This window comes from Marixanthomonas spongiae (genome assembly GCF_003095375.1).
Classification (GTDB): Bacteria; Bacteroidota; Bacteroidia; order Flavobacteriales; family Flavobacteriaceae; genus Marixanthomonas; species Marixanthomonas spongiae.
In genome coordinates this window covers 114,922-128,019 of the sequence record NZ_QEHR01000005.1, presented here as the reverse complement: position 1 = coordinate 128,019, position 13,098 = coordinate 114,922, and the positions used below count along the sequence as shown (strand labels likewise).

General features: G+C 42.0%; 13 protein-coding genes. All 13 read left to right on the top strand.

Annotated features, from left to right (window positions below; all coding sequences use genetic code 11):
• Positions 1-95 precede the first annotated feature (95 nt).
• Positions 96-1,217 (top strand): PQQ-dependent sugar dehydrogenase, encoded by a 1,122-nt coding sequence (locus tag DDV96_RS08800; protein ID WP_116694570.1) that lies wholly within the window; start codon positions 96-98, stop codon positions 1,215-1,217.
• 32 nt (positions 1,218-1,249) lie between these two features.
• Positions 1,250-1,726: a c-type cytochrome gene (locus DDV96_RS08795; RefSeq protein ID WP_116694394.1), complete on the top strand. Its 477-nt coding sequence runs from the start codon at positions 1,250-1,252 to the stop codon at positions 1,724-1,726.
• 152 nt (positions 1,727-1,878) lie between these two features.
• Positions 1,879-2,499, top strand: coding sequence for a uridine kinase (gene udk, locus DDV96_RS08790; protein WP_116694393.1), 621 nt, complete (start codon positions 1,879-1,881; stop codon positions 2,497-2,499).
• Complete coding sequence (locus tag DDV96_RS08785; protein WP_116694392.1) at positions 2,496-2,831, top strand: FtsB family cell division protein; 336 nt, start codon at positions 2,496-2,498, stop codon at positions 2,829-2,831. Before udk ends, DDV96_RS08785 begins: the two co-directional genes overlap by 4 nt.
• Entirely contained in the window at positions 2,824-4,251 is a 1,428-nt protein-coding gene (locus DDV96_RS08780; RefSeq protein WP_116694391.1) for a methylmalonyl-CoA mutase subunit beta, read from the top strand. The genes DDV96_RS08785 and DDV96_RS08780 overlap by 8 nt, the downstream gene beginning before the upstream one ends.
• Before the next feature lie 170 nt (positions 4,252-4,421).
• Positions 4,422-6,566 (top strand): methylmalonyl-CoA mutase, encoded by a 2,145-nt coding sequence (scpA, locus tag DDV96_RS08770; RefSeq protein ID WP_116694389.1) that lies wholly within the window; start codon positions 4,422-4,424, stop codon positions 6,564-6,566.
• A 105-nt stretch (positions 6,567-6,671) separates the two neighbouring features.
• A complete protein-coding gene (locus DDV96_RS08765; RefSeq protein WP_116694388.1) occupies positions 6,672-7,556 on the top strand; it encodes an SDR family oxidoreductase in 885 nt (294 codons plus the stop codon).
• A 133-nt stretch (positions 7,557-7,689) separates the two neighbouring features.
• Positions 7,690-8,451, top strand: a complete 762-nt coding sequence (locus tag DDV96_RS08760) for a ParA family protein (RefSeq protein WP_116694387.1) — start codon at positions 7,690-7,692, stop codon at positions 8,449-8,451.
• Positions 8,452-8,460: 9 nt separating this feature from the next.
• The gene (locus DDV96_RS08755) at positions 8,461-9,360 is read left to right on the top strand and encodes a ParB/RepB/Spo0J family partition protein (RefSeq protein WP_116694386.1); all 900 of its coding nucleotides are present in this window, start codon (positions 8,461-8,463) and stop codon (positions 9,358-9,360) included.
• On the top strand, positions 9,350-9,949 hold the full coding sequence (locus tag DDV96_RS08750) for a DUF5683 domain-containing protein (protein ID WP_116694385.1): 600 nt from the start codon (positions 9,350-9,352) through the stop codon (positions 9,947-9,949). The genes DDV96_RS08755 and DDV96_RS08750 overlap by 11 nt, the downstream gene beginning before the upstream one ends.
• Complete coding sequence (gene dapB, locus DDV96_RS08745; protein ID WP_116694384.1) at positions 9,949-10,653, top strand: 4-hydroxy-tetrahydrodipicolinate reductase; 705 nt, start codon at positions 9,949-9,951, stop codon at positions 10,651-10,653. Before DDV96_RS08750 ends, dapB begins: the two co-directional genes overlap by 1 nt.
• Positions 10,654-10,736: 83 nt before the next feature.
• Positions 10,737-12,311 (top strand): signal peptidase I, encoded by a 1,575-nt coding sequence (gene lepB, locus DDV96_RS08740; protein ID WP_116694383.1) that lies wholly within the window; start codon positions 10,737-10,739, stop codon positions 12,309-12,311.
• A gap of 51 nt (positions 12,312-12,362) precedes the next feature.
• The gene (locus DDV96_RS08735) at positions 12,363-12,983 is read left to right on the top strand and encodes a WbqC family protein (protein WP_116694382.1); all 621 of its coding nucleotides are present in this window, start codon (positions 12,363-12,365) and stop codon (positions 12,981-12,983) included.
• The last annotated feature ends 115 nt before the right edge of the window (positions 12,984-13,098 follow it).

The following is a 13,098-nucleotide window of genomic DNA, read 5'->3' as shown; positions in this document are numbered from 1 at the left end:
AAAATAATGCTTCTGCAAAGTCCCTTTGGTAAATTAACTTGAGGGGCTTTTACATTTCAAGCGATTTTAGTACCTTTTCACAAAAGAAACTGGTTATGAAAAAATTGCTTCTCCCTTTGCTCTGTCTTACGGTTATGGCGTCTTGTGCACAGCGTAAAAAAAAGGACGACGTTGCCTTAAAAACCAAAGACAACAGAAACTACACCACCGAAAAGGTAGTCAACAACCTCGATAATCCTTGGGGGATGACATGGCTGCCCGACGGCAGTATGTTGATTACCGAAAAAGCCGGTGCGCTTATTCATTTTAAAGACGGAAACAAAACAGAAATTAAAAATGTCCCCGAAGTGTATAACCGCGGTCAAGGCGGGCTGTTGGATATTGAACTGCACCCCAATTATGCTGAAAACGGCTGGATTTATATCACCTACGCTTCAACCGAAGGAGAAGGCGATGGCGGAAACACCAAACTTATCCGATGTAAACTTGAAAACGGTTCGTTAACTAATATTGAAGAGTTGTACAAAGCAGCCCCCAATTCAACAAGGGGACAGCATTTTGGCTCCCGTATTGAGTTTGATAATGACGGATACCTTTATTTCTCCATTGGGGAACGGGGCAACCGCGATGTAAATCCGCAGGACATAACCCGGGATGGCGGTAAAATATATAGACTGAATGATGACGGCAGCATCCCAAACGACAATCCTTTTATGGATAAACCTAACGCCAAAAAAGCGATTTTTACCTACGGAAACCGAAATCCGCAGGGAATGGCCAAACACCCGACCACCGGAAAAATTTGGATGCACGAGCATGGCCCTAAAGGCGGGGACGAAATAAATATTGTGGAAAAAGGCGCCAATTACGGTTGGCCAGTCGTATCCTACGGTGTAAATTACAGTGGCACTAAGTTTACCGACATCACAGAAAAACCCGGAATGAAACAGCCCGTATATTATTGGGTACCATCTATTGCTCCCTGCGGAATGGACTTTGTAACCGGCGACCGCTATCCCGATTGGAAAGGGCACGTACTGGTAGGATCGTTAAAGTTCAATTATGTTGAATTGGTAAAACTGAACGGAACCGAAGTAACCGGCCGCGAGAAAATCGCTCAAGACATCGGTAGGGTACGCAATGTAAAAATGGGGCCAGATGGTTATATCTACATCGCCGTACAAGGACAGGGTATTTTCAAAGTAATTTCAAAATAATTTACTTCAACTTAACACCAATCACCATTCGTATGAATATACTAAAGACGGTTCTTGTGCTATTAGGATTTATATCGACTACCGCTTGTAATAATTCAAAAAAAGAAAAAACCATTGCCAATCGAGTTGTTGCCGCAAACCAGGATTCTACATACATTTTGCAACAAAAACAAGACAAGCTGGCCGAAAGCAAAAAACGCGGTAGCTTGCTCTATACCGATTTCTGCATGCAATGCCATCAAGCCAACGGAAAAGGCGTGCCCAACGCTTTTCCTCCCTTGGCAGGTTCCAATTGGTTGACCGAAAAACGGGAAGAAACCATCCACGCCGTCAAATACGGCCAAAGCGGAGAGATTGAAGTCAACGGAAAAAAATACAACGGTATTATGACCGCTATGGGCTTGAGCAATAAAGAAGTAGCCGATGTATTGAATTACGTGATGAACTCTTGGGGCAATACACAGGAAAAAATGGTAACAGAAGAAGAGGTCGCAAATGTGGAGAAATAGTTTGCTAGAAGATGGGAGCTCGAAATTGAAAACTCGAAGCTGGAAATGGAAAAACGTTCCTAATTCTTTTTAATAGCTGTAAACCGTAAATCCCATTTCCTACTTCGCACTTTATTTTTTAAATCCCTATTTTTGCAAAAACTGAAAAAAACATGCTTATAATTGGCATTGCCGGTGGCACGGGAAGTGGGAAAACAACCGTGGTACAACAAATAGTGGAAGAATTGCCCGCAGATGAAGTGTGCATCATCTCACAGGATTCCTATTACAAAGACACTTCCCATCTATCTTATGAAGAACGGATTAAGATAAATTTTGACCATCCGCAGGCCATCGATTTCGATTTGCTGGTACACCATTTAAAGGAACTTAAAAAAGGAAACCCTTTTGAGCAACCAGTGTATAGTTTTGTAGAACACAACCGCACTGCCGAAACCGTTACCACCCATCCCCGAAAAGTAGTTATTGTGGAAGGGATATTAATATTGACCCATCCCGAAATTAGGCAACTGTTCGATATTAAAATTTTTGTCCACGCCGACAGTGACGAACGGCTCATACGAAGGCTAAAACGTGACATCGCCGAACGCGGCAGGGATCTAGACGAAGTGTTGACCCGCTACCAAAACACGTTGAAGCCCATGCACCTGCAATTTATCGAGCCTACAAAGGAATTTGCCGATATCATTATACCGACCAATAAATACAACACCGTCGCCGTTAATGTAATACGCAGCATCATCAATCAAAAACTGAGTAAAAACGAGTCGTGAAACTTTCAGAAATAAAACAGCAAAAATGGTTCAAGATCGTGAGCAATAAATACGTGCTTATTATTCTGGTGTTCTTGGTCTGGATGGTTTTTTTCGACACCAATTCTTGGTTTATCCACGAAGAATTGGACCAAGATATTGAAGGACTGCAAGAAAATGCCGAATTTTATAGGTCGGAAATAGAAAAAGACAAAGCGTTTATCGAAAAAATGAAAGATAGTGACGAAGTAGAACGGTTTGCGCGCGAAAAATACTATCTTAAAAGAGAAAACGAAGACATTTATATTATAGAGCACGAAGACAGCCTTAAAAACAAGGAAGACCATGAGTGATTTATTTAAGGAATTTGCACCCGTTTCTGCCAAAGAGTGGAAACAAAAAATACAGGCCGATTTAAAAGGTGCCGATTATAACGAGAGCCTCGTCTGGCAAAGCCCAGAGGGCATTCACGTAAAACCATTTTACCATCCTGATGATTTCGAAAATCCCTTCCCGCCTATTTCCGGCCAACCTACCACTTGGAATATTGCCCAACATATTTTTATAGATGACGAGGCCGTTGCCAACAAGCTGGCCCTCGATGCCGTGGAAAGAGGCGCCGAGGCCATCATATTATCAGCGGAAAAAAAGTTTGCTATTGAAAAAGTATTCAAAAATTTTCCTTTTGAAGAAACGCCTATTTATTTTAACCTTACCTTTTTTTCAGAAGAATTTTTACTTCACCTGAAGTCATATCTTTCAAAAAAAAATGCCACAGTTCATTACAATATCGATATAATCGGGAATTTAACACGAACCGGAAACTGGTTTCATAACTTAAAAGAGGATCACAGGGTTTTAGAAAAATTTGTTTCCGAAAACCCTTCCGAAGCCATTATCAGCATTGATACAACCGGCTACCAAAATGCCGGGGCAACCATAATGCAGCAATTGGCATACGCCCTCGCCCATGCTAATGAGTATTTAAATCATTTTGAAAATGTCTCCCTGAGCCCTTCGATAAACTCAGGACAGGCTAAAGTCGAAGGGGCAACCATACAGCAATCTCTTCAAATCACTTTCAAACTCGCAGTAGGTTCCAATTACTTTTTCGAAATCGCAAAGATCAGGGCGCTCCGTAAAGGGTATGCCGCATTGGCTTCAGAATATGGATTTTCTGAAACGTGCCACATTATGGCCACACCTTCAAAACGCAATAAAACACTGTACGATTATAACACAAATATGCTACGTACCACAACCGAGTGCATGAGCGCGATTCTGGGCGGGGCCGATATCATTTGCAACTTACCTTATGATGCCCTGTACCACAAAAGCAACGAATTTGGAGAACGCATAAGCCGCAACCAGTTATTGGTGTTGAAAGAAGAAAGTTATTTTGATACGGTGAGCAATGCCGCAGATGGAACGTATTATATAGAAAGCCTGACCGATGATCTGGCCGAAAAAGCCCTTGAACTTTTCAAGTCTATCGAAAAGGGCGGCGGTTTTTTAAAACAGTTGAAAGAAGGGAAAATTCAGCAAAAAATAAAGGAAAGTGCCGAAAAAGAGCAACAGCTTTTCAACCAAGAAGAGTTGAAACTGGTGGGCACCAACTACCATACCAACCCCGAAGACCGTATGAAGAACGCTTTTGACCTTTACCCTTTTGTAAAAATAAAGCCGCGTAAAACCATCATCGCCCCGATCATTGAAAAGCGGTTGGCCGAACAAACGGAACAAGAACGCTTAAAACAGGAAAATAATGGGTGAACAAACATTAATCGTTATTTTGGGGATTGTATTTGCCATATTGGGCCTGGCCATCATAACCAGGCTTAAAAAACTTACATCCCATAAATATTATCGAATACTTATTTTTATCATAGCCATTTTGTTAGTATGTTTTGGCGTGTATCTTGGCATAAGAGGAATCAATCAATATGGATAGAAAGAACGTTCAACATATCAGTTTAAAGAAAACAGAAGCCAAGGAAACCGACAAAGTGGTTTCCAATAAAACCTATACCACTTCCGAAAAAATAAACGTGAAAAACCGCTACTCGGCAGCCGATTTAAAAAACTTGGACCATTTAAAGTTTGCCGCTGGTATTTCGCCTTATTTGCGAGGGCCCTACTCTACCATGTACGTGCGGCGACCGTGGACCATCAGGCAATATGCTGGTTTCTCTACTGCCGAAGAGAGCAACGCTTTTTACCGCAGAAATCTGGCCGCCGGGCAAAAAGGACTTTCGGTAGCGTTTGATTTAGCTACCCACCGCGGCTATGACAGCGATCACGAACGTGTTTTTGGCGATGTAGGAAAAGCAGGCGTTGCCATCGATTCGGTTGAAGATATGAAAATCCTTTTCGATCAAATTCCCTTGGACAAAATGAGCGTTTCCATGACCATGAATGGTGCCGTGCTGCCCATTATGGCATTTTACATTGTTGCTGCAGAAGAACAAGGCGTTTCGCCCGAAGCCCTGGCAGGAACCATCCAGAACGATATTTTAAAGGAGTTTATGGTGCGGAACACCTACATTTATCCGCCTACGCCTTCCATGAAAATCATTAGTGATATTTTTGAATTCACTTCTAAACACATGCCGCGATTTAACTCGATTTCTATTTCTGGCTACCACATGCAGGAAGCCGGTGCCACTTGTGATATTGAGTTGGCGTACACCTTGGCAGATGGACTGGAATACATCCGCACCGGTATCAATGCCGGGATGGATATAGACACCTTTGCCCCTCGCCTTTCTTTTTTCTGGGCGATTGGGATGAACCATTTTATGGAAATAGCCAAAATGCGGGCCGCCCGAATGTTGTGGGCTAAACTGGTAAAACGATTTAACCCTAAAAACCCAAAATCGTTATCGTTGCGCACGCACTGTCAAACCAGTGGTTGGAGTTTGACCGAACAAGATCCGTTCAATAACGTAGCCCGAACGTGTATTGAAGCTTCGGCCGCCGCTTTTGGCGGGACCCAATCGTTGCATACCAATGCTTTGGATGAAGCCATAGCACTACCCACCGATTTTTCAGCACGAATTGCGCGAAATACCCAAATTTATCTTCAAGAAGAGACTAAAATCACCAAGACTGTCGATCCGTGGGCAGGCAGTTATTATGTGGAAAAGCTAACGGATGACATCGCTAAAAGTGCTTGGGCGCTCATTGAAGAAGTGGAAGAGCTAGGCGGTATGACCAAAGCCATTGAAAAAGGCATCCCAAAACTGCGTATTGAAGAAGCCTCGGCTCGCAAACAAGCAAGAATTGACAGCGGACAGGATATTATTGTAGGCACCAACAAATATAGGTTGGAAAAAGAAGATCCGCTTCAAATACTGGATGTGGACAACCAAAAGGTGCGCACCTCGCAAATAGAACGGTTGGAGCGTATTAAAAAAGAACGAAATACCCAAAAAGTAAAAGAAACACTTCAAAAATTAACCGAATGTGCCAAAACGGGTGACGGAAATTTATTAGCTTTAGCCGTAGATGCAGCTCGGGAACGGGCTACATTGGGTGAAATTTCAGATGCTTTAGAAGAAGAATTTGGAAGATATAAAGCACAAATTAAATCGGTTAGCGGCGTGTATAGTAACGAAATAAAGAAAGATCCATCGTTTGCAAAAGCAAGGGAATTAGCAGATCAATTTGCCGAATTAGAAGGTCGTCGGCCCCGGATTATGATCGCAAAAATGGGGCAAGACGGTCACGACCGCGGTGCCAAAGTAGTTTCAACAGGTTATGCCGATGTCGGGTTCGATGTGGATATAGGACCGTTGTTTCAAACCCCAGCCGAAGCTGCCAAACAAGCGGTGGAGAACGATGTGCATATTTTAGGCGTTTCTTCATTGGCTGCAGGACACAAAACCTTGGTTCCGCAAGTTATTGAAGAATTAAAAGAACACGATCGCGAAGATATTATGGTAATTGTGGGAGGTGTAATCCCTTCGCAAGATTATCAATATTTGTTCGATGCTGGAGCTACTGCTGTGTATGGTCCAGGAACCAAAATTAGTGATGCAGCCATTGAGATACTTCAAATTTTAATAGATGCTGTTTCAGAAGAATAACAGAACTTTTCCGTAAACCAATATTACCGCCTTTCACTTATTACCTTTGGCTGTTACCCTATTTGACTGCAATTGCCTATTTTTACAAGACTAAAAAATACAGCTATGGATACTTCAGCAAAAATGCTTCGCGACGATGCACTTAAAGGAAAAACAATAGTCGTTACCGGCGGTGGTAGCGGATTGGGAAAATCGATGACCACCTATTTTCTAGAATTAGGTGCCAATGTAGTAATCACTTCCAGAAACATCGAGAAACTACAAACCGTAAAAAAAGAATTGGAAAAAGAGACTGGCGGAAAAGTTTTACCCGTTCAATGTGATGTGCGAAATTATGACGAAGTTGAAGCCATGGTAGAAGCTTCGGTTAAAGAATTCGGTACTGTTGATGTATTATTAAACAATGCCGCAGGCAACTTTATTTCTCCTACCGAACGCCTTTCGGCCAATGCGTTTGATACCATTATCGATATTGTTTTAAAAGGAACAAAAAACTGTACGCTTGCTTTCGGAAAGCATTGGATTGATAAAAAAGAAGAAAACAAAACCGTATTGAACATTGTAACAACCTATGCTTTTACAGGATCTGCCTATGTAGTACCAAGTGCAACCGCAAAAGCAGGGGTGTTAGCGTTAACGCGTTCTTTAGCGGTAGAATGGGCCAAATACGGCATCAGGTTTAATGCTATTGCTCCGGGACCGTTCCCTACCAAAGGTGCTTGGGATCGATTATTGCCGGGCGATTTAAAAGAAAAATTTGATCTCGCCAAAAAAGTCCCATTAAAACGTGTGGGCGACCATCAGGAGTTGGCAAACTTGGCCGCTTATCTCGTTTCAGATTTTTCCGCATACTTAAACGGCGAAGTGGTTGTTATCGATGGCGGCGAATGGCTTAAAGGCGCCGGACAGATGAATCTTTTGGAAGAAGTGCCAGACCAAATGTGGGATATGCTGGAGATGATGATCCGTTCTAAGAAAAACAAATCGTAATTTTTAAAATAAGCAACACTTCCTATCTGTATTTATTTTAAAACATACAGATTGTTCATTTTCTGTTAACAAAAATGATTTTATGTCCGCATAATTAATCGTATTTTTATGCCTTTAAACCATAACAAACTTAATGGGTAAAATAATAGCAATTGCCAATCAAAAAGGTGGCGTGGGCAAAACCACGACCTCGGTGAATTTAGCCGCCTCCCTGGGCGTATTAGAAAAAAAAGTTTTATTGATAGACGCCGATCCCCAAGCAAATGCCACCTCAGGGCTGGGCATTGATGTAGAAGAAGTAGAAAACGGCACCTACCAGATCTTGGAACACACCATAGCTGCCAAGGACGCCATTATGCAAACCTCTTCCCCAAATTTAGACGTTATTCCGGCGCATATAGACTTGGTGGCCATAGAAATTGAACTGGTTGACCAAGACAAACGGGAATCGATGCTGAAAAACGCCATCGAAGGCCTTAAAAAAGATTATGATTTTATATTGATAGACTGCGCGCCTTCTTTGGGTTTACTCACTTTAAACGCTTTAACGGCGGCAGATTCCGTAATCATCCCAATACAATGCGAGTATTTTGCACTGGAAGGATTGGGCAAATTGTTGAACACCATTAAAAGTGTTCAGAAAATACATAACAACAACTTGGACATAGAAGGGTTGTTATTAACGATGTACGATTCGCGTTTACGCCTTTCCAACCAAGTGGTCGATGAAGTTAAAAAGCATTTTGATGAAATGGTCTTTAAGACAATCATTATGCGAAATGTGCGTTTAAGTGAAGCACCAAGCTACGGCGAAAGCATCATCAGTTACGATGCCAGTAGCAAGGGCGCCAATAATTATTTAAGTTTGGCACAAGAGTTAATTGAGAAAAATTAGAACCGATAGATGGCGAAAGCAACAAAAAAACAAGCCTTGGGCCGTGGTCTTTCCGCCTTGCTGAAAGACCCCTCAAACGATATACAATCTGCCGAAGACAAAAATGCAGATAAGGTAGTTGGTAATATAGTTGAACTGGACCTGGAAACAATTGAAGTAAACCCGTTTCAGCCCCGTACTAGTTTTAATGAAGAAACCTTAAGAGAACTGGCCTCTTCCATTAAGGAGTTAGGTGTTATTCAACCAATTACCGTCCGAAAATTAGGCTTTAACAAATACCAACTGGTAAGTGGAGAACGGCGGTACCGAGCTTCCAAACTTATAGGTTTAGAGCGTATTCCCGCATATATCCGTATTGCGAACGACCAAGAGTCGCTGGAAATGGCCTTGGTTGAAAACATTCAACGGCAAGATTTAGACCCAATTGAAATAGCTCTCTCATATCAACGATTGATCGAAGAAATTGAGGTTACCCAAGAAGAATTAAGTGATCGTGTAGGTAAAAACCGTTCCACTATTGCCAATTACTTGCGCCTTTTAAAACTCGACCCCATTATACAGACCGGTATGCGTGACGGCTTTATTTCTATGGGGCACGGCCGTGCCTTGATCAATGTAGAAGACCCGGACCAGCAACTGGACATTTACGAAAAAATAGTGAGCGACAAGCTCTCCGTTCGCGATACCGAAGCCTTGGTGCGCAGCTACAAATCAACCGACGAAAAAAAGAAGCCCTCCAAAAAAACCACGCCGCAGTTTGCCAATAAAGGCAGAAAAGAACTGGAAGACCTGCTGGAAACCAAAGTGAACGTAAAAGTCTCAAAATCTGGAAAGGGGCAATTGGTCGTTCCGTTTAAAAACAAAGAGGATTTCCTGCGCATTCTCAAGGTACTGAAAAGTGAAGGTTAAGCTTTTAAATATCCTATTCCTTATCGCGGCAACGACGGCTTTCGCACAAGACGTTGATACGGTTGCTGTACAAAAAGACAGTGTGATCGTTTCTGAAAAAAAGAACGCCATTGTGGTAAAGGATACGGTGTTGGACAAAACACCCTATAATCCGTTGGCACCTTCAAAAGCGGCATTTTATTCGGCTGTGGTACCGGGCTTGGGGCAAGCCTATAACAAAAAATATTGGAAAATCCCCATTGTGTATGCCGGAATGGCCACAGGCGTTTATTTTTATTTGAAAAACGACGACGATTACAACCGCTTTCGTGATGCGTATAAAAGGCGTTTGGCAGGATTTAGCGACGACGAGTTTCAAGGTATTTCAACCGAACGGCTTATCGATGCCCAGCGAAATGCAAAAAAAAATAAAGATTACAGTATAGTTGCAGTAGTTTTAGTGTACATGTTGAACATCATTGATGCCAATGTTGACGCTCATTTACAGCAATACAATGTAACGGAAGACCTGTCCCTTTCCCCTAGTTTTGAAGTTAACCCAATAAACATCCAAGCCAATTACGGCTTGTCATTTCGATTTAAATTATAATGAAAATAGCACTTTTAGGATACGGAAAAATGGGCAAGACCATTGAAAAACTGGCAGTTGACAAAGGTCACGAAATTGTTTACAAACTGGATAGCGAATTTGAGGAAGGAACCTTAAAAGATGCCGATGTAGCTATTGAGTTTTCAGTGCCCGAAGCTGCAGTTAAGAATATAACCCGAAGTTTTTCAGAAGGTATCCCTATCGTTTGTGGCACCACCGGCTGGCTGGACGATTACAATAACGTGCTAAATAAATGTGAAGAGCGTAACGCGGGCTTCATTTATGCGTCCAACTTCAGTGTGGGCGTCAATTTATTTTTCAACATTAATGCGTATGTTGCCAAATTAATGGTCCCGTGGGACGAATATGCGGTTTCAATAGAGGAAATCCATCATACGGAAAAAAAAGACGCCCCTAGCGGAACGGCCATAACCATAGCCGAAGGAATTATTGAAAATACCGATAAAGAAAACTGGAAGTTGGACGAAGGTTCAGGGAACACTATCCCCATTTCCGCAAAACGGGAAGGCGACGTAAAAGGGACGCATAGCGTGGCATACCGTTCAACTATAGATACTATTTCAATAAAACACGAAGCGCATACCCGCGATGGATTTGCCAAAGGAGCCATTCTGGCTGCCGAATGGCTTGTAAAAAAAGGAAGTGGTGTATATACCATGAAAGATGTGTTGGGAATTTCGTAGTATTGCAGCGTGGTTTTGCGTACTGAATTTAAAGACAAATTAAAGTTAAAAGAAGAAATCATTCTTCAGTAAAAAATAAAAACATGAGTTGGACAGGTTGGTTGATATTTATTCTTTTGGTTCAGGTAATCCACTTTTTGGGCACCTGGAAATTGTACATTAAAGCCGGCCGGCAAGCTTGGGAGGCCGCTGTTCCCATTTATAATGCCGTGGTGTTGATGAAAATTATCAACCGTCCGTGGTGGTGGGTCATTTTGTTATTTATCCCCATTGTAAACCTGATTATGTTTCCCGTGGTCTGGGTAGAAACCATCCGCAGTTTTGGTCGCAACAGTACGGCCGACACGTTTTTGGTCCTTATCACGCTTGGCTTGTACATTTTTTACATCAATTATGCGCAAGAGGTAACTTATATTGAAGACAGGAGCCTAAAACCCCGTACGGCAACCGGCGAATGGGTGAGTTCCATATTATTTGCCGTTGTTGCAGCAACAATCGTGCACACCTATTTTATGCAACCCTTTACCATCCCAACAGGATCATTGGAAAAAACGTTGTTGATTGGTGATTTCCTTTTTGTGAGCAAAATGCACTACGGCCCACGGGCTCCCATGACGCCGCTCTCGTTCCCAATGGTTCACGACACCATTCCGGTAGTAAAAACAAAATCGTACCTCCCGAAACCACAAATTCCTTATTTTAGGTTTCCAGGTTTTGAAAATATAGAGCGCAACGATATTGTGGTGTTCAACTGGCCTGTAGATACGTTAGTAGATATAAGCCCGGGGAGTATGCGGGGATCGGTACAAAAACCTATCGATAAAAAGTCAAATTACGTAAAACGCTGCGTGGGTTTGCCGGGCGATTCGTTGGAAGTGCGCAATGGCTATGTGTATATAGACGGAAAGCAAAATGATTTGCCCGACCGCTCTAAAATACAATTTTCCTATGCGTTTAGGACCAAAGGAAAAATGAATCCGAATATTTTCAGGGAACGTTATAACATCACCGATGGCATTGGTTATGATGAAAACCTAAAAGCTTATATATTACCAGCTGTTTCAGAAGAATCGCTGAATATGCTGAAGAAAAACCCAAACATTGCCGAAGTTTTTCGCTATAAATCTGATGTAGGTGAATTCGATGCTGGGGTTTTCCCGAATGATGACCGGTATCCGTGGAATGCCGATAATTTGGGGCCTATTTATATTCCGAAGAAAGGTGCAACGGTTGACATAAACTTAGAGTCTATTCCATTTTACCAACGCATTATCGAAGTATATGAAGGCATCGAAATGGGCTATGACAATAAAATTTCCATATCAGAAAACCAGGTGTTGCTCAATGGCAACCCGCTAACGGAATATACCTTTAAGCAAGATTATTACTGGATGATGGGCGATAACCGAAACAACTCGCAAGACGCCCGGATGTGGGGTTACGTTCCATTTAACCACGTGGTGGGCAAACCTGTGTTTATTTGGTTTAGTTGGGACGGCAGCAAACAGGGCATTATGAACAAAATACGTTGGGAACGCGTCTTTACGACCGTTGGTGGCAAAGGGAAACCGGTTTCGTACCTTTCGTATTTCCTTATTGCCTTAGCGATATGGTTCGCTTTCGATTTTTTCAGGAAAAGAAGAAAGAGAAGTAAATAAAGGTTAGAAAAAAAAGCTTCAGAAAACTTTCTACAAGTTAAATTTATTGAAATGGAATCCATTTTAGTACATCCCACTTATTTTCCTTCCATTGCACAAATGGTTGCCGTTGCAAAAGCCGAGAAAGTAGTTTTTGAGGTTTCGGGAAATTATCAAAAACAAACCTACCGTACCCGTGCCTATATTGCCCACAGCAATGGTAAACTATTGCTTAACGTACCTATAAAGCATACTGGCAAACGCCAAAAAACCAAGGATGTACAGGTAGAAAATGAATTTCCTTGGCAGTCGCAACACTGGAAGTCGCTACAAACTGCCTATCGCACTTCGCCTTTTTTTGAGTTTTATGAAGACGAACTCTATCCGCTTTTTAAAACACCCGTGTCAAAACTATTAGACCATAACATCCGTATTTTCCATGTGCTTTGCGAGCTCTTGGAATTAGAAATTCCTACGGAACAAACCGATGAGTACTTTAAAAAACCGGAAGAGGTTAAAAACCTGCGTTATTTGGCCAAAGCCAAAAACGAAAAGCAGTTCCAGTTGTCTCCTTACAAGCAGGTGTTTGAAGCCAATCACGGATTCCTTTCCAATTTGTCCATTCTCGATTTGCTTTTTAACGAAGGCCCCAACACTTTGAATTACTTGCAGCAACAGGAAATTGAGTTTTAAACGACGGTGGTTTCGGTACACCTCGACTCCCAAAAACCATAAATATTCTTTAACATTTCAGTTAATTATATACTAAACCCATTTCTACATATTACTAAACGCCTGTAATTATAGT